Origin of the sequence: Rhizohabitans arisaemae (assembly GCF_025996515.1) — a bacterium.
GTDB classification, from domain to species: domain Bacteria; phylum Actinomycetota; class Actinomycetes; order Streptosporangiales; family Streptosporangiaceae; genus Rhizohabitans; species Rhizohabitans arisaemae.
Map to the genome: position 1 here is coordinate 709,597 of NZ_BLRH01000034.1, position 20,395 is coordinate 729,991.

Consider the following 20,395-nt stretch of genomic DNA (forward strand, 5'->3'; position numbering starts at 1 on the left):
GGCTCAGAAAGGCGAGCCGTCGGTAACCAGGGCGAGCACGAAGCCGTCGTAACCTTTGCCGCCCACGGTCTGCAGCGCGGTTGCGCTCAGGCGGGGGTGGGCGGCAACCAGCTCGGTGAAGCGCCGAACCCCCTGGACCCGGGGGTCGGCGCTGCCGGCGTCGACGACCTCCCCGTCGCGGACCACGTTGTCGGCGACGATGAGGGCGCCCGGCCGGGTGAGCTTCAGCGCCCAGTCGAGATAGCCGGGGTTGCCCGGCTTGTCCGCATCGATGAACACCAGGTCGAAGCTGTGCCCTTCCTCGGCCAGCCGCGGAAGCGACTCCAGGGCGAAGCCCGTACGGATCTCCGTCACTCCGTGGAGACCGGCACGCCGGATGTTGGCCCGCGCGACCTCGGCGTGGCCCGGGTCCGCCTCAAGCGAGATCAACCGCCCTTCGGGCGGGAGCGCACGAGCGAGCCAGATCGTGCTGTACCCGCCCAAAGTGCCGATCTCCAGGATCGTTCTCGCCCCCTGGATCCGCGCCAGCAGGTGCAGGAGCTTGCCCTGGTTGGGGGCGACTTGGTGGGGCGGCAGCCCGGCGGCCTCACTGTCGGCGACCGCCGCGTCCAACGCCGGGTCCGAGCCCACCAGCAGGCCGTTGAAATAGTCGTCGACCTCGGCCCACCGGCGTGACTCCACAGTGATTTCCTTTCGTCCCTCCACGGGAGGCCACCCCGCCGGGAGCACCCGTACGCGACCTTGACCCCGGGCGGAACCGAGTCTCAGCCGCTGCGGCGTCCTACTGTTTCAGGCGAACCTGCGTACGGCCTCCAGATAGGCCAGCAGGGCGTCGCGGTTGCGTGCCAGGCAGTCGATGCGTGCGGTGATGCGATCGGCCTCGGCCTGGAGCAGGCGTGCCAGCTCCGGCGTCAGGCACTGCGGATGCAGGTGGATGTGGTGAGGCTTGTCCAGGAACGGCAGGATCCGCCGGATGATCTCGGTGGTGAGCCCGGCGTCGAGCAGCCCGCGGATCTGCCGCACCCGCATCACATCCGTCGCCGCGTACACGCGGTAGCCGTTCGCGGCCCGCGCCACCTCCAGCAGCCCCTGCTCCTCGTAGTAGCGCAGCATGCGGGTCGGCACGCCGGTGCGCCGGGACAGCTCGCCGATCCGCATGGTCCCCCGATGATTTGCCTTCACACTGATGTGAAGGTTTCACGATATCGGCATGTCCTCCCCCCGGATGCCGGTCATGGCGCTGGCCTCCCTGTCGTGTGCCGCCTTCACCGCCGTCGTGACCGAGCTGCTGCCCGCCGGCCTCCTGCCCGAACTCAGCCGTGACCTGGGTGTTCCCGCCGGACGGGCCGGGTTCCTGGTCACGGGGTACGCGCTGGCCTCCTTCCTGTCCGCGATCCCGGTCACCGTCGCGGTGCGGGGACTGCCGCGGCGGCCGATCCTGCTGACGGTGCTGGTGTGCTTCGCGGCGCTGAACGCGGGGACGGCGCTGTCGGGATCCTACGCGCTGACGTTCGCCCTGCGGCTGCTGGCCGGGGTCGCGGGCGGCACTCTGTGGGCGATGCTGGTGGGGTACGCGGCCCGGCTGGTGCCCGACGAGCGGCGGGGCCGGGCGATCGCGATCGTCTCGGCCGGCGTCACCGTGGCGTTGTGCGCGGGGATTCCGGCCGGGAGCGCGCTCGCGGGCGTCGCCGGATGGCGGGCCGCCTTCGCCGTACTGGCCGCCGCGTCGGCGCTGCTCGCGGTGTGGGTGTGGCGGTCGGTTCCGCCCGTGGCCGGAGAGCGGGCCGGGCGGCGGCTGCCGCTCCGCGCGGTGCTGGGCCTGACCGGGGTGCGCGTCTCGCTGGCCGTCACGCTCGTGGTGCTGGTGGGGCATCAGATCGTCTACACCTTCCTGGCGCCGCTGGCAGCCCGTGCCGGGCTTGGTGAGGCGGGGGTTGCGCTGCTGGTGTTCGGGCTGGCCACGGTGGCGGGGGTGTGGCTGACGGGCGCGCTCATCGACGGGCGGGTACGGGCGCTGCTGCCGACCGCCCTGGCGGGGACGGTGGCCGCGATGACCGTCTTGGCCGTCTTCGGACAGCACGCGGGGCCGCTCCTGGGGGCGACGGCGGTATGGGGGCTGGGCTTCGGCGGGCTGCCGACCCTGCTGCAGAGCACGCTGATCGAGCGCACGGGAGCCCGTAACGCCGATGTCGCCACCTCGCTGCAGACGACCGTGTACAACGCGGGGATCGCCGCCGGGTCGTTCGCGGGTGGGCTGCTCCTGGACGGGCTCGGCGCCGTCGTTCTGCCGTGGGCGAGCCTCGCGCTGCTGTCGCTGGCCCTGGCCGCTGTGGCACTGCTGCCTTGAGTGTCTTTCCGAACTGCCCTGGTGCGGAGCCGGAGGTGCCCGTACACCCCGGCTCGTTCGCCGACGGACTACCGCCAGTTTTCGCGCTCTCGCCGCAGTCCGTCGAGGATCAGGTCGAGTCCGACGCGGAACTCCTCGGTGTAGACGTAACCAGGTTTCAGAGCGCGGTCGACGATCATCTCGGTGAGGTGCGGGAACTCGTCGCGGGGCAGCTGCTCCAGGATCGAGCCCGCCACGTCCTCCAGACCTGCTGACGATGTGAAGGGCAGGCTGAGCCCTTGGAGCGTGAACCCGTAGATGTAGCTGTCCAGTACCGAGACCGCGTGTGTCGCGCCGGCGATCGAGAAGCCGCCCGAACGCAGGCACCCGATGACCGCGTCGTGGTGGCGCAGCGTCGCGTGGCCGGGGTTCTTCCGTGAGTCCATCAGGCTGATCGCCCACGGGTGGCGGATGAGTGCGCCGCGCATCGAGTCCGCCCGCCGTCGCATCGCGGCCTGCCAGCCGATGTCGTCCGGCGGGAGTTCGATCTCGCCGAAGACGAGGTCGAGCATGCCGTCGAGGATCAGGTCCTTGTTGCGGAAGTGGTGGTACAGCGACATGGCCTCGATACCGAGCCGTTCGGCGAGCTTGCGCATGCTCGGCGCGCCGGTGCCGGTCTCGTCCGCCATCGCGACCGCCGTGCGGAGCACCTTCTCCTTGGTGAGCGAGTTGCGGCGGGGCGCGGGCGTGCCCGCTGTCTCCATGGCCACGAGGTCCTCCTGCCTGGTCTGCTTGGACGGCTTGACAACCTTACACCGCAAGGTTGTACCTTACAGCGTATGGGTAGCCGACAAGCAGAGGAGAGGGCCGTGGAACCAGACGGAGCCGGGAAGCCGGGCGCGGCTCGGAGGTATCCGATGACCACACCGAAGACGCTCGCGAGGATCGCGGGGGTTCTGTATCTGCTCGTCGCCGCGTTCAACATCTTCGCCGGGCTGGTGAACACGCGCATCGTCGAGTCAGGGGACGCGGCGGCCACGGCCGACAACATCGGCGCCTCGGCCACCCTGTTTCGCCTCGGCTTCGTTGGCGAGCTGGTGGGGGCCACGGTCTTTCTGCTGCTGGGCTTGGCCCTGTACCTACTGCTCAATCATGTGAACCGGTTTGCCGCCGCCGCGATGGCCGTCTTCGTCGCGGTGGGCGCCGCGATCCAAGGCTTGAACGCGCTCAACCGGAAGGCGGCGCTGACGATCGCCACCGGCCAGGACCACGCCGGCGCCTTCGGTCCGGCGGGTTCCGACCAGCTCACCATGCTGTTCGCCGACCTGCACCACGACGGGTACCTCATCGCCCAGATGTACTTCGGCCTGTGGCTGCTGCCGCTGGGCTACCTGATCGTCAAGTCGGGCTACTTCCCCAAGGCGCTGGGCGTCCTGATGGTGATCGGATGCTCCGGCCATCTCGTGGACATGTTCGCGCGCTTCCTCGCCCCCGGCATCGCCGCGAACATCTCACCGTTCGCCATGACCCCTCCGGCGGTCGCGGAGATTTCGCTCATCGTGTGGCTGCTGGTCAAGGCCGTGCGAGTGCCCGTACCCGACGTGCGGGCAGCCTCCGTCGCCCACTCCGGCTCCGGTTGAGCACCCGGCCGCCCGCCTAAATGGCCAGGCCGACCACCCGCCCGTCCCCGACGCCGTACACCTCCCCGCCCATCCGCCGGCGACAGGGAGGTGTACGGCCTCAGGCGTGACGCCCGGCCGGGTTCGCACGGCGGAGCCCGCGGAAGAACGCCCGGACGTCCGCGGTGAACAGCTCGGGCTCCTCCATCGCGGCGAAGTGGCCACCCCTGTCCGACTCCGACCAGTACACGAGGTTAAGCGTTTCGTTCCATTCGGCGATCCGCCGTACGGGACGGGCGTTGTCGCCGGCGAAGGCGGCCACACCCGTGGGTACCGGCGAGCGGGAGACGCTCGCGGGCCAGGGCGGGTGAAACGCCTCCGAATGGAGCCGGGCCGACGACAGTCCACCGCCTCTGCGGACGGGGCGAGCACCGGGATGGCGATCGGCCGAAAAAGGGGGGCGCCCTTGCCGCCAGGTACTGAACGCTGCGGCCACTTCATTGGGGCTGTGCTTGCCAATATTGTGTGGCACACACTATTGTATGAGGCATGCTAGATGATGAGCTGCTCTCGGTACACCTGCAGGAGATCCGGCGGGGAACCGTGGTGCTCGCCTGCCTGCTCATCCTGAAACAGCCGAACTACGGATACGCACTGCTGGACCAGCTCGGCCGGAGCGGGTTCGCCGTCGACGCCAACACCCTCTACCCGCTGCTGCGCCGGCTGGAGAAGCAAGGACTGCTGACCAGCGACTGGAACACCGAGGAGTCCAGGCCGCGCAAGTTCTACCGCACGAGCGATGAGGGCGTCACGCTCGCCGACACCCTGACCGGCGCCTGGGATGAGTTGCACACCGCATTCCGCACTCTGAAAGGCGAGTCATGACGAGCCCGAAAACCCTCACCGACCGCTATGTGGACGCGGTGCTGCATCGAGTCCCCACGCATCAGCGCCCCGACATAGAACGAGAGCTCCGCGCCTCGATCGGGGACGCCGTGGACGACAGGATCTCCGCCGGGGACGACCCCGCCGACGCGGAGGCGGCCGTCCTCACCGAACTCGGCGACCCGGTACGGCTTGCCGCGGGGTACGCGGATCGCCCGCTCCAGTTGATCGGCCCCGCGTTCTACCTCGACTACACGAGGCTGCTGATCGCCCTGCTCACCGTGATCGTGCCCGCCGTCGCCGCGGCCGTGGGGCTCACCCGGGGCCTGTCCGGCGACGACGCCCTCACCGTGGCCGGGGAGACCCTGGGGGCCGTGGTGACCACCGTCGTCCACATCGCCTTCTGGACCACCCTCGTCTTCGCGGTCATCGAGCGGATCCCGGCGCTGCGCCGGGCTCGGAGAAGGCCCTGGACCCCGGACTCCCTGCCCGAGCCGCCCAGCCGCCGCGCCCGATACGGCGAACTGATCACCTTGAGCGTGGTGCTGGTGCTGTGCACCACCTTCATCGTGCTCTCCCCCGTGGTCAGCCCGGAGACCGACGCGAACGGCAAGCCCATTCCGATCATCACTCCCTGGTGGTGGGAGAGCGGCGTCGTCTACCTCTTCATCGTCCTCGTCGTCGCCGGTCTCGGCTTCGTCTTCGCCAAGTACTACGTCCGCTGGAGCGTTCCCCTCGCCGTCGCCGGGTCGCTCGTCGACATGGCCGCCCCGATCCTGATGCTCTGGCTCGCCGCGAACGACCGGGTGCTCAACCCGGCCTTCGTCCAGGCGATCGGATGGTCACCCGAGGCCGCCGGGCGAGTCAATACGGTGCTCATCGTGCTCGCCGTCGTCTCGATCATCAACACCGTCCTTCAAGGGCTTATCCGAGCCCGCCGCGGCTGAGCGAGCACCGGGTGGCGTCGACACAGTGATGCCGCCCCGGTGCGACGACCGCCGCCCGACAACCGTCCCGAACCACGCCCCCAGGAGGAGCAGCCATGCACGCGATCGTCTACCGGAAGTACGGCGGGCCCGAGGTCCTGCGGTACACCGAGGTCGACAAGCCGTCCGTCGGCGACGACGGAGTACTCGTCCGGGTCCACGCGACCTCCATCAACTTCGGCGACCTGGCCGCCATCCACGGCGTACCGCGCATCGGGCGACTCGGATTCGGGATCGGGCGCCCCAAGAAGAACATCCCCGGACGTGCCATCGCGGGGACGGTTGAGGCGGTCGGGAGCACGGTGACCCGATTCCGCGTCGGCGACGAGGTCCTCGGTGAGATGAACCAGCGGGGCTTCGCCGAGTACGTGGTGGCGCCCGAGTCGCACCTGGTGACCAAACCCGCCGGGGTGACGTTCGAGCAGGCGGCCACCCTGCCGGTGGCGGCGACCACCGCACTGCTGCTGCTCCGGGGCGAGGCCGGGCCGGGCCGGACGGTGCTCGTCAACGGGGCCTCCGGCGGGGTCGGCACCTTCGCCGTACAGGTGGCGAAGGTCCTCGGCGCGGAGGTGACCGGCGTCTGCAGCACGCGGAACGTGGAACTGGTGCGCTCGATCGGCGCCGACCATGTGATCGACTACACCCGGGAGGACGTCACCCGGGGAACCGCCCGCTTCGACGTCGTCGTCGACCTGGTGGGCAATCACCGGCTCGCCGACATCCGCCGAATCCTCGTCCCCAAGGGGATCTTCCTCCCCTGCAGCGGTACCGGCGGCCCGGTCCTCGGACCGATGCCGCGCCTGCTCGCCGCCATCCTCACCTCGCCGTTCGTCTCGCAACGGCTCAGCGTGCGCGTGCAGACACAGAACGCCGAGGACCTGGCCTACCTCGCCGGGCTGGTGGAGTCGGGGCAGATCACCCCGGTCATCCAGGCGAGGTATCCCCTCAGTGAAACCGCGGAGGCCATCCGCTTTCTGGAAGCGGACCATGCCCGCGGCAAGGTCGTGCTCACGGTGTGACCCCGGAGGAGTGCGAATCCCGGTGGCCTCACCGCCGGGCCTCCGGGGATGGGTACGAGTACACCGACAGCAGTTGAGGCACCCGCCCGGCGAATCCGCTGATCACGCCCAGGGTGCGGTCAAGCCGATCGGCAGTTGACCTCTATCAAAGTAGAGGTTTCAGAATGGCCGGCATGACAAATCCACCCGCCGGAAAGAGGGAGTGGATCGCACTCGCGGTCCTCGCGCTTCCCGCCCTGCTGGCCTCTCTGGAACTGACCGTCACCCATCTGGCGTTGCCCGCCATCGGCGCGGACCTGGCCGCGAGCAGCACCCAGCTGCTCTGGATCGTGGACGTGTACGCCTTCCTGCTCGCCGGCTCGCTGATCACCATGGGGGTTGTGGGCGACCGGATCGGGCGGCGCCGGCTCCTGCTGATCGGCGCCGCCGGGTACGGTGCCGCCTCGCTGCTCGCCACGTACGCGCCCGACGCCGAGACGCTGATCGTCGCCCGGGCGCTGATGGGCGTGGCCGGATCGACGCTGATGCCGTCCGTCCTGGCCATCACCACGACGATGTTCACCGAGCCGCGGCAGCGGACGACCGCGATCGGCATCGTCGTCGCGAGCGTCTCGGCCGGCACCGCGATCGGGCCGCTCGTCGGCGGCTGGCTGCTGGAGCGGTTCTGGTGGGGGTCGGCGTTCCTGATCGGCGTACCGGTGATGGGCCTGCTGCTGGTGCTCGGGCCGATGCTCCTCCCCGAAAACCGCAAACCCGACGCGGGTCACCTCGACGTCCGCAGCGCGCTGCTGTCCATGGCCGCCGTGCTTCCCACGGTGTACGGCCTCAAGCAGCTCGCCGCGGACGGGGTACGGACGACATCGGCCCTGGCGGTTCTCGTCGGCGTCGTCATGGCGGCCGTGTTCGTGCATCGTCAGCGCAGGCTCGCCGATCCCTTCGTCGACCTCCGGCTCTTCGCGAACCGGGTGTTCGGCGTCTCGACGGCCACGCTGGCCCTCGGCATCTTCGTCCTCTGGGGGTCGAACTACACGATCGCCCAATACCTGCAGCTGGTGCACGGCCTGAATCCGCTGGAGGCCGGCCTGTGGACGGCTCCCCCGGCGCTCGGCGTCATCGCCGGGTCCATGCTCGCGCCCAGGCTCGCCCGCCGGTTCCGCTCCTCGTCGGTCGTCGCCGCGGGCCTGGTGCTCTCGGCCGCCGGGTACGCCGTGCTCGCCCAGGCCGGATCCGGTGACCTCGCGACGCTGGTGACCGGTGCCGTCGTCGTCTCGACCGGGCTCGGTCCGATGATGGCGCTCGCCACCGACATGGTGGTGGGATCGGCTCCGCCGGAGCGTGCCGGAGCGGCGGCCGCGATCTCCTCGACCGCTCCCCAGCTCGGCGGCGCGCTCGGCATCGCGCTGCTGGGCAGCGTCATCACCGCCGTCTACCGGGACCGGCTGGCCGGGGCCGTCCCCGCAGGCGTGGACGCGGGTGCCGTCTCCGCAGCGCAGGACGGCCTCGGCGCGGCCGTCACCGTGGCCGGCACACTCCCCGACGGGTCCGCCACGGCACTGCTCGCCACGGCCCGGGAGGCGTTCGTGCACGGATTCCGGCTGACGGCGTTGATCAGTGCGGTCCTGGTCGCGGGTATCGCCGTCCTTATCGTGGCCCTGCTTCGCCGTACCCACCCTGCTCCCGTCTCCGGTCAGGCCCGGGCGGTCCACCCCGGGTGACTCCCGGCGTCCCTTCGCCCGGGGGCACCCGCCAACCGTCTTGCCCGATCGCGGGCGATCGGGCACGGTCGCCACCGGAGAACCGCGAAACGGAGGGGCACGGCATGCGTCCGGCTCCCGGCCCAATCGGGCGGACCCGGGGTGACGGGAGTCTCGCGACGCCGACGAGGAGGCCGGAGCCGCGCCGGCCCCGCTCGACCGTGACCTCGCTTCGGCCGGGAAACCGAGGAGCCGGGACGAGGCCGCGGTCACCTTCGGCGGGGACGGCGCCCTTGGCGAGGCCTTGCGGAAGCACGGCCGACCGGGAGGTCCGAGGCTCCCCAATGTGCGGGCCGGGCCAGGAAGGCCGGAACCCTGGTGGCGGAGTCGCCTCTCGCCGCGTTGAGCTGGGTCTGGGTGAGAAAGAGGGCTCCGGTGAGATCGGTGCCGGACAGGTCGGCGCCTCGCAGGTCGGCTCCGGTGAGATCGGCGAGCCTCAGGTCGGCTCGCCGGAGGTCGGCCCCGATCAGGTGACTCCCCCGCAGATTGGCCCCACGCAGATCGGCGCCGCGCAACCGGGCTCCGATCAGGTCGGCGCCCCGGTGGTCCCGCCGCCCCGGCACGCCGGCCCGGGCGAGTTCGCTGGCGCGGACCAGCAGCTCGTTGACCTCCGCCCGGTACGCGGGGACGTCCAGCTCCAAGAGGGGATCGAGGTCGCCGTGCACCAGGTGCTCCGTCCGTGCCAGGGCGAGACGGATCTCGTCGTGGAGCGGAGCGGCTGCGAGCAGGGTGAGGGCCCGGGTGAGATACCAGAGAAGCTCGTGGAGCTGCCGGACGACCGGAAACACCTGAAACATCCGCCGCGCGGTCTCCCGCGACCCCCGCCAATCCCGGCCGCCGAAGACGACCTGGGAGACCTGCTGCCCCGCGCCGAAGCAGTCGTAGACCGTGCAGCCGGGAAATCCCCGTTCCCGCAACCGCGCGTGAATGCCGCAGCGGAAGTCCTCCCGCAGATTGACGCAGGGCTCCCCCGCCGCCTTGTCGAGGGCGAAATCCGCCGACGCGGCGAAAGGCAGCGCGACACAGCACAGCCCGAAGCAGTTCCCGCAGTCGGCCCGCAGATCGACGGGGCTTCGCTCATCGGACAAGGTCGCTGACTCCTCGGGCATCGGAAACACGGCCGGCCGGACCGCCGACCTCCAGGGTAGGTCGGGCCGGCCGGGGCTCGTACCACACCCGGGCGGCGCCGGGTCTACCGCGGGGCGCCGGACGGCATCGCCGCGCCGTGACCGGCGGTGACCGCGCCGTAGAACGGAATGGCGTAGCGTCCGAGTATCTCGGCGGTCCCGGGCCCACCGGGGGTCCTCCAGTCGTGCAGGAGTTCGGAGAGCACTCCCGCGGTGCTGTTGACGACGATGCCCGCGTCCTGCATCCGGATCAGCGAGGTCTCGCGTGCCAGCACATTGGTGGTGCCGGAGGCGTCGAGGACGGCGTGCACGCCGAACCCCTTGGCCTTGGCGGACAGGGCCGCGAAGGTGAGACAGACATCGGTGATCACACCTGCGATGACCAGGTTCGAGCGTCCGGTCTTGCGGACCGCCTTTTCGAAGGCGGGGTCGTCGAACGCGTCGACCTCACCGTCACGGTGAACGATCGGGGTCCCCGGGGGAAGCTCGGCGATCAATTCGGGAAGGAGCGGGCCATTCGGGCCGGTCGCCGCCGAGGTCGAGGCCACCACCGGCAGCTCGAACACCTTGCCGGCCCGGGCCAGCGCCATGGCGTTCCGCCGTACCTCGTTCTGGTCGTGGTCCTGAACACCGACGATGAGTCCGGTCTGATGGTCGACGAGCAGAATCGCGGTGTTCTCCGGGGAGAGCCGGTGAGCCGGATACTCATACGCCTTGGCCATGTCGGCTCCTCAAGCTGTGGCGGCGATTTCCCGCCGTCAAACGTTGTTCGCTTTCCGCCCATACCCATCCCGAACTCGATGAACTCACCGAAAGTAATCACTTGACTACGAATGGATCCCATAGCCTCCCAGGCCAAAGCCGTCCCGAGAACCGGCGACACCCGTCACCCGGTTTCGTGGCGGTGTTCCGGACGGCCGAAGTGGCAGGCGACGGCATGGAGACGTCCTTCGGCGCCGTGGGAGGGGTCGGTGGTCGCGCAGACGTCGCGGTCGGCCCGCACCAGAGGTCCGACCGGGCAGCGCGGGTGATAGCCGCAGCCGGGCGGCGGGCGGTGCGGATCGGCGGGCTCGGTGTCCGCGACCTCCGTCGTACCGCCGGACGTAAGCCGGCTGTGCCGGGTCGGCGCGGCGTCGAGGAGGTCGCGGGTGTAGGGGTGCTGCGGATCGGCGAGGACCTGCTCGACCGGGCCGACCTCGACGATCCGTCCCAGATACATGACGGCGACGATGTCGCTGACATAGCGAACCACGGCCAGGTTGTGCGAGATGAACAGCATGGACAGGTTCAGCCGCCGCTGCAGATCGCGGACGAGGTTGAGCACGGCACCCTGCACGGACACGTCGAGCGCCGAGGTGATCTCGTCGGCGATCACCACCTGCGGCCGTCCGGCCAGCGCCCGGGCGAGGGCGACCCGCTGACGCTGCCCGCCCGACAGCCGCCCGGGCAGCACATCGGCACAGTCGGGGCCCAGATTGACCAGTTCCAGCAGCCGGACGACCTCGGCGCGTCTGGCGGCCGCTCCGGCGCGGCCGTCGAGGTGCATGACTTCGGCGATCGAGCCGCCGATGCTCATCCGCGGATTCAGCGAGGAGTACGGATCCTGGAACACCATCTGCAGGGGGCGCGGGCGCCGGGGCAGCCGCCGGACGTCGGTGCCGTTCAGCAGCACCCGTCCCGCGCTGACCGGCGACAGGCCGACCGCCGCACGGGCCAGCGTGGATTTGCCGGAGCCGGACTCGCCGACCAGGCCGACCGTCTTCCCGGCCGGCACGGTCAGGCTGACCCGGTCGACCGCGGTGAGCCCTTTGCGCCGGTTGCCGTACCGCACGCTCACCCCGTCGAAGACCAACTCGCTCATGCTCCACCTCCAGCGGGATTGACGGTGGCCGCCCGGTCGTGTTCCGCCGACACCAGGGCGGTCACCCGGGGCGGCTCCGCGTCGGCCGGGTGCCAGCAGGCGACCCGGTGTGCGTTCGCGATACGGCCCAGCACCGGATCCTCTTCCCGGCAGCGGTCGTCGGCGACCGGGCAACGCGGGGCGAACGCGCAGCCGACCGGCATCCGATCCGGCTCGGGCGGGCGGCCGGGGATGACGGCCAGCTCCCGATCCCGGTCGGTCTCCATATCCGGCACCGCCGCGAGCAGGGCACGCGTGTAGGGATGGCGCGGCGCGGTGAACAGGTCCCCGGTGGGCAGGTCCTCCACGATCCGCCCCGCGTACATGACCAGGATCCGGTCACACGTCTGGGCGACGACCGTGATGTCATGGCTGATCAGCAGGATCGCGGCGCGCTTCGCGGCCCGCACCTCCGCCAGGAGCCGTAGCACCTGCCGCTGCACGGTGACGTCCAGCGCCGTGGTGGGCTCGTCGGCGATCACCAGCCGCGGATCGCCCATCAGCCCCATGCCGATCATCGCGCGCTGCCGCATACCCCCGGAGAACTCATGCGGATACTGCCGGGCCCGCCGCTCCGCGCCCGGCACCCGTACCGCACGCAGCCGGTCCACCGCACGGGCGAACGCGGCACGCCGCGGCAGTCCCTGGTGATGGCGGGATACCTCGGCCAACTGCCGTCCGACGCGCATGGTCGGGTTGAACGAGGTCATCGGGTCCTGAAACACCATCGCCATCGACGTTCCCAGCAAGGTGCGCAGCTCCCGCTCCGAGGTGGTCAGCAGTGGGGTCCCGGCGAACTCCAATCGGTCCGCGCTCACCACGCCGGGGGTCTCGATCAACCGGGACAGGGCCAGCGCGGTCAGACTCTTCCCCGATCCGGATTCACCGACCACGCCCACCGACTCGCCGGGATGCACGGTGAAGCCCACCCCGCGTACCGGTGTCGTCCACCCCGACCGGCCGGGGAACGCGACCCGCAGGTTCTCCACCGCCAGGATCGGCTCGCCGGGCCCGCTGTCCACGGCTGCGGCGTCACGGGTGACCGGTGCCGGGCGCGGACCGGTCTTCCTTGACGGGGTGCGTACCCCGACGACCGCGGCCACGGTCTCACCGAACAGGTTGAACGCCAGCCCGGCGATCACCACCGCGATGCCGGGGGCGAGTGCCGCGCCCGGGTTGATGTAGATGCGGTCGAGGCCCTCGCTGAGCAGCCGGCCCCAGTCGTAGTCCGGTGCCTGAACACCGATACCGAGAAACGAGAGGCCGGCGAAGGCCAGCAGCGCGTTGCCGGCGCCGATGGTCCCGCTCACCACCAGCGGCTCACCGATGTTGGGCAGGATGTGCCGCGTCAGCAGCCGCACCCTCCCCACCCCGGCCACCCGCGCCGCGGACACGAAGTCCCGGCCCGCCACCGACGCGGCCAGCGTCTGCGTCAAACGGGCGAACGACGGAGCCCCGGCGAGCGCGATGGCCAGCACCGCGCCGGACGTCCCCACTCCGAAGATCACCGCGAAGAACAGCGCCAGCAGCAATCCCGGGATGGCCACGGCGATGTTCACCGCCGCGGTCACCGTCCGTCCCAGCCGGCGCGGGAGGACCGTCGGGGCCGTGCCGAGGATCGTGCCGATCACCAGCCCGATCGCCGTGGAGAGCAGCGCCAGCTCAAGAGACAACCGGGTCGCGACCAGCACCCGGTGGAAGATGTCCCGGCCCAGCTGGTCCGTGCCGAGCAGGTGCTCGGCCGAAGGCCCCTGCTGAATGGCGCCTGTGTCGAACTCGGACGCCGCCTCGCCCCACAGGATCGGTCCGAAGACCGCCAATGCGAACATGAGGGCCAGCAGTACCGCGGAAGAGGCCCCGACCGGGGTGCGGAACACCGCCAGCCATTTCACCCGACGTCTGGACATTCAGCTCTCCCGGATAGTCGAACGCGGATCGAGCAATGCCAGCAGCACGTCGATCGTCAGGTTCACGAGAAGTACCGCGATGCCGTACACCAGCACGATGCCCTGCACCATCGGGTAGTCCTTCTGCAGGATCGACTGCACGATCGTCGACCCCAGCCCCGGCCAGGCGAACACGTTCTCCACCAGAACGGTCCCCGCGATCAGGCCCGTCAGCATCATTCCGCCCAGCGTCAACGTCGTCGTCAGCGCGTTCGGCAGCGCGTGCCGCGCGTACACCAGCCATGGCGGCAGCCGCCTGGCCCGCGCCGTACGGATGTAGTCGTCGCCGAGGACCGACAACATCTCCACCCGCACGATCCGCGCGAGCACCGCGGCCGGGCCGACCGCCAGTGCCAGCACCGGCAGTACATAGGACGAGGCGTCGACGCGCCGGGCGACCGGGAACCAGCCGAGTTTCACCGCGAACACGTACACCAGCCCGACCGCGAACAGGAACTCCGGGATCGCCGCCAGCAGCACGCTCGTCGACGTGAACGCCAGCTCGCCGCTCCGCCGGCGTCCGCCCCGGGTGAGCGCCGCCATCAGGACACCCACCGGGATCGCCACCACGACGATCGGGACGAACGCCAGCAGCGCAAGCTTAAGCGTCTCCGGCAGCCGGTCCCCGATCACCTGGGTCACCGGGGCGTCGTTCACGATCGAGCTTCCGAGGTCGCCGGTGAACAGCCCTTTCAGGTGGTTCCCGTACTGCTCCCAGAGCGGGTCGTTCAGCCCCAGCGCCTCCCGGCGCTCGTTCACCAGCTCCACCGGGGCCGTCATGCCCAGTGCTCCCCGCACCGGATCGCCCGGAACCAGGTGGATCATCAGGAACGACGCGGTGACGAGCAGCCCCAGCGACACGACGAACCGCCAGGATCTGCGCAGGGCGAACGACACCCATGGGGCGCCCCGAAGCCGGTTCAGCAACCCCGGGGGCACCGGCCTGTCCACACCATCGATCACCGGGGAGTCCCTCCGTCGAGCCGTATGTGAACCTCCGGGCACCGCGCCCCCGGTGACCCCGAGGTTCTCGGCACGGTGGTCACGCCGGGTCGCAGGCGGGCAGGCATGCGACGTCGCCGATCATTTGTGCCGGGCGCCCGGAACCCTGGCACGATGCTCGGCCCCGGCCGGCACAGTGTGAGCCGGGCGCACACCGCGCCGACCGTGGAACTGAACGTGAAGGGTTCACCCATCGCGTCAGGAGGACCGCAGGCGGATGCTGGTCGGAATGGGCATCTGCAGCCATCCGTCGGTCTGGGCCTCGGCCCCGCTCAGGAAGAACGGCACCTCCAGGTCGGCGAACGGCACCAGATCCACGTTGCCGAACAGTGCCTGCTCGGCCTCGTTCCACAGCGCGCAGCCCGCGTCACCGGAGGTGCGGACTGCCTCGGTGGACAGCCGCTGGTAGTCGGCGTTGTCGACGCCGGTGAAGTTCTGCCCCTTCGGAGGCACCTGTCCGCTGACGAACGGGACCACCTGGTAGGGCATGGTGAACCGCAAACCGACCAGGAAGGCGTCGAAGTCACCGGTCTCGAACATGGCGCGGCTGAGGGCCTTGGAATCGTCGGCGGTGAGCTTGACCTCCACGCCCACCGCTTTCCACTGCTTGGCGACGAGTTCCGCCGTGGCCGGACCCCCCTCACCGCCGGCAGAGTAGTGCAGGTCCATCCGGAGCGGCTTGCCGTTCTTGCCGCGTACGCCGTCCGCCCCGACGGTCCAGCCGGCTTCGTCGAGCAACGAGGCCGCCTTGGCCGGGTCATGCGCGGGAAGCCGGCCGGTGAGCGTGTCCGCGCCGCACGGCTTCGGGTCGCTTCCCACGATCGCGGTCGGCCTTTTCCCCTTACCCGAGGTGGAGACCCTCGCCAGCTCGTCGAGATTCAAAGCCGCCGTGAGTGCCTTTCTTACCGGTGCTTCGGAGCCGGGGCGCTTGTCGCGCTGGTTGAACCACAGTTCGCCGCTCCTGCTGGTGATGGCCATGTACTTCAGGTTCTGCGCGGTCATCCGATCCTGGTCCGCGCCGCTGATCCTGGCCAGGTTGACGTCGCCGGAAAGCAGCAGGTTGGCCGCGGTCGTCTCATTGGCGACCACCTGGATCACCACCTTGGACGGAGTGCCCGGCGCATCGGTACTCGCCCCGTTCGGACCCCAGGTGTATCCCTTGCGTACGGTGAACGTGTAGTGGTCACCGGGTACCACCTCACTCAGCGTGAAGGGCCCGGTGCCCGATGAGGCGTTCTTGAGCATCGCGGGATCGGCCATCCCCTTGGCGCACACGATCGGCACCCTGCCGATGGTCTCCAGTACGAATCCGAACGGTTTCTCCATGGTCACCGTCACCGTGCGCGCGGAGTCGTCCGCTTTTACGGTGAACGGAATGGTCGGCACCAGCAATCCGTAGAGCGTCGAACCGTTCTTCGGATCCTTGACGAATTCGAGCGCGGCGGCGACCTGGCTCGCGGTCAGCGAGGTACCGTCGGAGCAGGTGATCCCGGCCTTGAGGGTGAACGTCGTGCTGTCCGCCTCGGTCTGCCACGTCTCGGCGAGCCCGGAGACGACCTTGCGGTCCGGAGTCACATTGACCAGGCCGTCGTAGGCCAAGGCCGACACCTCGAGGCTGATCACGTTTCGGTACGGGTCCACGACACCGGGGTCGCCGGGCTGGGCCATGGTGAACGTGCCGCCGGTTGTGGTGGCGTTGTCGTTCGCCTCGCCGCCGCCACCGCAGGCCGTGACCAGCCCGGTGGTTGCGGTTATGGCGATGAGCGCGCGGAAAAGTCTGCGCATGATGCTCCAATCGAAGCTTGCCCGGCTGGGAGTGGCCGAGCGACGGAGACACCGTGTGCGGGTGGCCGGCCCCCGAGGCTGAAGACCCACGTCCCACACATAACACCCACATCGGTGCATTCACTACAAACAGCCTGCTACAGGGTTCTGTTGGACTCCAACGACATACGTCGCAAACATCCCTGTGATCACACAGCACCTTGTTGAACGATTGCGCCGCCACCGGGAACCGGCCCGGTGACGGCGCCGTCCCGCGCCGGATCATCCGGCCTCACCCCCGCCGGACCGGTGCCGCGTGGCCCGCACCGCCGAGACCGTCGACGCGGCGGAGCGGAGCCGGACCCGGGCCGGCGACGGCCTCGGCGGTCAGCCCAACGCCGCGAGGACGTTCGGGTTGAGGGGGACGTCGGCGATCCGATAGCCCGCAGGCGGCTCGACGCCCAGCAGATGCCGGACCAGGAAATCCCAGCGGCGCCTGATGACGTAGGCCTCGTAGCCGAAGAAGAGGTGCTCGGCGCCGGGGACGATGAGCAGGTCGAAGTCCTTGTTGGCCGCGATCAGCCGATCGACGAGTCGCAGGGTCTGGTGGGGATGCACGTTGTCGTCCATCTCCCCGTGGATCAGCAGCAGCTTGCCCTGGAGCCGATCGGCGATCTCCACGTTCGAGGAGCGGATGTAGGTCTCCTCGTCAAGCGGCCCGTCGTAGGTCTCACCCCACGCCAGGTGGTAGATCCGCTGGTCGTGGTTGCCGCACCCGGAGACGCCCACCTTGTAGAAATCGGGAAACGCGCACATCGCCCGCATGGTGGCGTACCCGCCGCCGGAATCACCGTAGACGCCGACCCGGTCGAGGTCCAGCCAGGGGCGGGTGGCGGCGAGCTGCCGGAGCGCCGCGAGATGGTCCTCCAGGAACCCCGCGGTGTCGTACCGGCCGTAGGCGTGGTCGTGGAACGCCTTGCTCCGCCCCGGCAGGCCCCGGCCGTCGACCTGGAAGACGACGAAACCGAGTGCGGCGAGCGCGTCGGCCTCGCAGTCCCGGCGCGGCTCACCGTCGAACGAGGGCTCCAACCGACCCTTCTGCGGGCCGGGATAGGGGCTGTCCAAGACCGGGTACCGTCGCTCCGGGTCGAAGTCGTGGGGCAGGTGCAGCACACCGTGGATGTCGGTCACGCCGTCGGCCGCTTTGACGGTGAACTGTTCACGGGGCGTCCACCCGGTCGCCAGCAGGGCCGTGACGTCGGCCCGCTCCAGCTCGACGAGTACCGCTCCGTCCCACCCGCGGACGCTCGTCACCGGGGGCGTGCCGACCGTCGACGCGGAGTCGAGGTAGTACTCCTCGTTCGCCGGTACGGTCACGGCGTGGTCGAGGTCGTCGTCGATCAGGCGGGCGAAGCCCGTACCGTCCAGGCCGACGCGGCAGACCTGGCGGCGGTACGGATCCTCGGCCACCAGTCCGGTGGCGGTGAAGTAGACCACCCGCTCGTCCTCGTCGACGCGCAGGATCTGCTGGACCGCCCATTCCCCCGCGGTGACCTGCCCGATCAGCTCACCGGACCGCAGGTCGTACAGGTAGAGGTGCCCCCAGCCGTCACGCTGGGAGTACCAGAGCACCTCGCGCCCGCTCGGCAGCACGCGCAGGATCGTCTGGCCCATGACCTGCCCCGGCTCGACGCGGGGTTCACCGCTCTCCTGCATCAGCGTGCGCACCTCTCCGGTGACCGCGTCGAGGCGATCGAGCCGCAGCGTCTTCAGGTCGCGCGGCTGGTCGAGGTAGTGGACGGCTGAGCCGTCCTGCGCCCACCACACCCGCTTGAACAGGATGGGCGAGATCATGGACATCAGCAGCGGCTCGCCCTGGGACGGCACGACGTCGCCGGTCTCGACGTCGAAGACGACGAACCGGCCCTGAGGCACCACCTCGTCCCCGGGCATGGCGTAGTGGTACGCGTGCACCACCGGCCTGCCGCCGTCCGGTGGGACGGACTCCACCAGATGGGACTGCCGCACCCCTCGCTGGTCGAGACGGTGGGTGATCACCCGGCGTGAGTCCGGCGACCACACCACGAGCGGAGGCAGGGTCGGCGCCCCGAGCTTCCGCAGCAGCTGCCCGTAGGTCAGGCTGTCGGGCTGGGTGCCGTAGGCGTGGTCGGCGGTGCCGTCGGAGGTGAGCGGCTTCGCCTCACCGGTGTCGAGGGAGCGAATCCACAGGTCGTACCCCTGCCGGAAGACGGCCCATCTCCCGTCCGGAGACGGAACCTCCAGCATGTTCGGCGGCTGGTGCCCCTCCACCTTCTCGCACGCGTAGGTGTCGAGCGAACACCGCCAGTGGGTGTCGAAGGCGTCGAATTCCACGGCTTCGGCGGTCACCTCGATCCCGCCGAACGGCAGCGCCTCGGCGTGGGCGGGGGAACCGGAGGCCTCTTCCAGCGCCTTCGCCAGCCGCTCGTGATCGAAGGCGGGCTCACGGGTGCCGACGGCCGGATCGACGTGGACGAACCGGTGACCCGCGGGACCCTCGACGCGATACCAGAAGCGGGAACCCTCGCCGATCCATCGAGGGGCGACCTTCCCCCCGGCCACCAGCGTGGACCGGTTGTGCACAAGGAGCCGTTCCGCACGTTGGTAGGTCGCCGCATCCATCTGCTGCGCCAATGACACCATTCCTCCTATTTACATGATTCTGTGAAGAAAGTCCGATGCTGCTCCCCCGAACCGACCGCGCAACAGGTGTGTCGCCCACCGCCGTCGGCCCCATCACTCCGGCCACCGGAGCTTTCAGCCGTTGACCTGCTCGAAGACACGGAGAAAGTTCTCGCCGAGAACGCCGTGGATCTGCTTGTCGCTGTAGTTGCGGGCGACGAGACCCCGGGTGACGTTGATCATGTCCCGGTAGTCGCGAAACCCGTCGAGGTTAAGGCTCACGTCGATGTTGTGCTCGGGGCGGAAGCCGAAATCGCCCTGCTTGTTGCCGAAGGACCGCTGCATGATGTGCGTGGGCAGCGCCAGCGGCCAGTCGGTGCCGACCGCCACATGCTCCCAGCCGACCAGGTCGGCGATGTAGTCGACGTGATCGAAGAACAGCTCGATCGTGGGGTTGACCGTATCGGGGGTGGCCAGGAAGAAGGGGACGACGTACACCCCGATGACACCGCCGGTGCCGGCGATCGCCCGGAGCTCGTCGTCGCTCTTGGCCCGGTCATGGTGGAAAACCGCGTCGGCGGAGGTATGGGTGGCGATGACCGGTTGCGACGAGGTGGCGCAGACGTCCAGGGTGGTCTGCCGGCCGGTGTGCGCGGTGTCCACGATGACGCCCACGTCGTTGCACCGGCGGACGAACTGCAGGCCGAAGTGGCTCAGGCCCGGGTCGTAGCGCTCGGTACAGCCCGCTCCCACGAAGTTCATGATGTTGTAGGCGCAGTCGAGGGTGTTCAGCACCCCGAGATCATGCGCGATGTCGATCAGATCGAGATCGCCGGGCCGCAGCTGGTTGCTCTGGACCAGGCCCCAGACCGCCGTCTCGCCGACCTCATGCGCGGCGCGGATGTCCCCGGCCGTACGGGCGCGGCGCATCCAGGGGAACGCGTCCAGCAACCGGGCGAACCGGTGAGCGGCGGTAAGGATCGAATCCTTGTCCTGGAGGATGTAGCCCCCGGTGATCCCGGTCGTCACGCCCGAAGCCTCGAACAGCTCCCGGTACTGGGGGAACTCCCCCGCGATGGCCTTCTCCCGCAGGAAGAACGCCACCGTGAAGAGGTCGTCCGAGCCGAGCGCCTCCAACTCCGCGACCAGCTCGTCGGTCCAGACATCCGGTGAACACGGCCCCTGAAACAGCAGGTCGATGACGATGCTGTCCTTGTGCAGGCGCGCCGCCCGGGCCTCCTGCCCCTCGGTCAGCCCGAAGTCGAACGTCCCGTAGCTATGCATGACATGCCTTTCGACAGTGCCGGATTCCCGTTGTTCCGCGATGGTAGGCAGCGGCGTCGCCGCCGTTCTCCGACACGATGTGGAGATTGAGCCGCCCGATCGCTGCATCCGATGAACGGGCC

Annotated in this window: 18 protein-coding genes; 6 read left to right on the forward strand and 12 right to left on the reverse strand. The window is 69.7% G+C overall.

What is annotated here, in order from left to right; translation table 11 throughout:
• Nucleotides 1-3: 3 nt before the first annotated feature.
• Nucleotides 4-681, reverse strand: a complete 678-nt coding sequence (locus RUR_RS18800) for an O-methyltransferase (protein WP_283136387.1) — start codon at nt 679-681, stop codon at nt 4-6.
• Between the two features lie 108 nt (nt 682-789).
• Nucleotides 790-1,158, reverse strand: a complete 369-nt coding sequence (locus RUR_RS18805; RefSeq protein WP_283136388.1) for a MerR family transcriptional regulator — start codon at nt 1,156-1,158, stop codon at nt 790-792.
• 52 nt (nt 1,159-1,210) lie between these two features.
• Here RUR_RS18805 and RUR_RS18810 point away from each other — a divergent pair, with 52 nt between their 5' ends.
• Entirely contained in the window at nt 1,211-2,347 is a 1,137-nt protein-coding gene (locus RUR_RS18810) for an MFS transporter (RefSeq protein WP_283136389.1), read from the forward strand.
• A 68-nt stretch (nt 2,348-2,415) separates the two neighbouring features.
• On the opposite strand, the gene RUR_RS18815 is transcribed toward RUR_RS18810, so the two are convergent.
• Entirely contained in the window at nt 2,416-3,147 is a 732-nt protein-coding gene (locus tag RUR_RS18815) for a TetR/AcrR family transcriptional regulator (protein ID WP_283136390.1), read from the reverse strand.
• 96 nt (nt 3,148-3,243) lie between these two features.
• On the opposite strand from RUR_RS18815, the gene RUR_RS18820 reads away from it, so the two are divergent.
• Nucleotides 3,244-3,966 (forward strand): DUF4386 domain-containing protein, encoded by a 723-nt coding sequence (locus RUR_RS18820; RefSeq protein WP_283136391.1) that lies wholly within the window; start codon nt 3,244-3,246, stop codon nt 3,964-3,966.
• A 100-nt stretch (nt 3,967-4,066) separates the two neighbouring features.
• On the opposite strand, the gene RUR_RS18825 is transcribed toward RUR_RS18820, so the two are convergent.
• Nucleotides 4,067-4,267, reverse strand: a complete 201-nt coding sequence (locus RUR_RS18825) for a hypothetical protein (RefSeq protein ID WP_283136392.1) — start codon at nt 4,265-4,267, stop codon at nt 4,067-4,069.
• A gap of 227 nt (nt 4,268-4,494) precedes the next feature.
• Here RUR_RS18825 and RUR_RS18830 point away from each other — a divergent pair, with 227 nt between their 5' ends.
• From RUR_RS18830 to RUR_RS18845, 4 genes are all read left to right on the forward strand, one after another.
• Nucleotides 4,495-4,830 (forward strand): PadR family transcriptional regulator, encoded by a 336-nt coding sequence (locus RUR_RS18830; RefSeq protein WP_283136393.1) that lies wholly within the window; start codon nt 4,495-4,497, stop codon nt 4,828-4,830.
• Nucleotides 4,827-5,777: a permease prefix domain 1-containing protein gene (locus RUR_RS18835; RefSeq protein ID WP_283136394.1), complete on the forward strand. Its 951-nt coding sequence runs from the start codon at nt 4,827-4,829 to the stop codon at nt 5,775-5,777. Before RUR_RS18830 ends, RUR_RS18835 begins: the two co-directional genes overlap by 4 nt.
• A 95-nt stretch (nt 5,778-5,872) precedes the next feature.
• A complete protein-coding gene (locus RUR_RS18840; RefSeq protein ID WP_283136395.1) occupies nt 5,873-6,835 on the forward strand; it encodes an NAD(P)-dependent alcohol dehydrogenase in 963 nt (320 codons plus the stop codon).
• A 173-nt stretch (nt 6,836-7,008) separates the two neighbouring features.
• Nucleotides 7,009-8,550: an MFS transporter gene (locus tag RUR_RS18845; protein ID WP_283136396.1), complete on the forward strand. Its 1,542-nt coding sequence runs from the start codon at nt 7,009-7,011 to the stop codon at nt 8,548-8,550.
• A 248-nt stretch (nt 8,551-8,798) separates the two neighbouring features.
• Here RUR_RS18845 and RUR_RS18850 read toward each other — a convergent pair whose 3' ends face one another.
• The 8 genes from RUR_RS18850 to RUR_RS18885 form a co-directional block, all read right to left on the reverse strand.
• Nucleotides 8,799-9,698 carry a pentapeptide repeat-containing protein gene (locus tag RUR_RS18850; protein ID WP_283136397.1) on the reverse strand — a complete coding sequence of 300 codons (900 nt, stop codon included), beginning with the start codon at nt 9,696-9,698 and terminating at the stop codon, nt 8,799-8,801.
• 83 nt (nt 9,699-9,781) lie between these two features.
• Nucleotides 9,782-10,438 (reverse strand): isochorismatase family protein, encoded by a 657-nt coding sequence (locus tag RUR_RS18855; protein ID WP_283136398.1) that lies wholly within the window; start codon nt 10,436-10,438, stop codon nt 9,782-9,784.
• 164 nt (nt 10,439-10,602) lie between these two features.
• Nucleotides 10,603-11,577 carry an ABC transporter ATP-binding protein gene (locus tag RUR_RS18860; RefSeq protein WP_283136399.1) on the reverse strand — a complete coding sequence of 325 codons (975 nt, stop codon included), beginning with the start codon at nt 11,575-11,577 and terminating at the stop codon, nt 10,603-10,605.
• Entirely contained in the window at nt 11,574-13,523 is a 1,950-nt protein-coding gene (locus RUR_RS18865) for a dipeptide/oligopeptide/nickel ABC transporter permease/ATP-binding protein (protein ID WP_283136400.1), read from the reverse strand. Before RUR_RS18865 ends, RUR_RS18860 begins: the two co-directional genes overlap by 4 nt.
• Nucleotides 13,524-14,525 (reverse strand): ABC transporter permease, encoded by a 1,002-nt coding sequence (locus RUR_RS18870; RefSeq protein WP_283136401.1) that lies wholly within the window; start codon nt 14,523-14,525, stop codon nt 13,524-13,526.
• A 237-nt stretch (nt 14,526-14,762) separates the two neighbouring features.
• Nucleotides 14,763-16,349: an ABC transporter substrate-binding protein gene (locus RUR_RS18875; RefSeq protein WP_283136402.1), complete on the reverse strand. Its 1,587-nt coding sequence runs from the start codon at nt 16,347-16,349 to the stop codon at nt 14,763-14,765.
• 366 nt (nt 16,350-16,715) lie between these two features.
• Entirely contained in the window at nt 16,716-19,007 is a 2,292-nt protein-coding gene (locus RUR_RS18880) for a S9 family peptidase (protein ID WP_428847006.1), read from the reverse strand.
• Between the two features lie 117 nt (nt 19,008-19,124).
• Nucleotides 19,125-20,273 carry a dipeptidase gene (locus RUR_RS18885; RefSeq protein WP_283136404.1) on the reverse strand — a complete coding sequence of 383 codons (1,149 nt, stop codon included), beginning with the start codon at nt 20,271-20,273 and terminating at the stop codon, nt 19,125-19,127.
• Between the last annotated feature and the right edge of the window lie 122 nt (nt 20,274-20,395).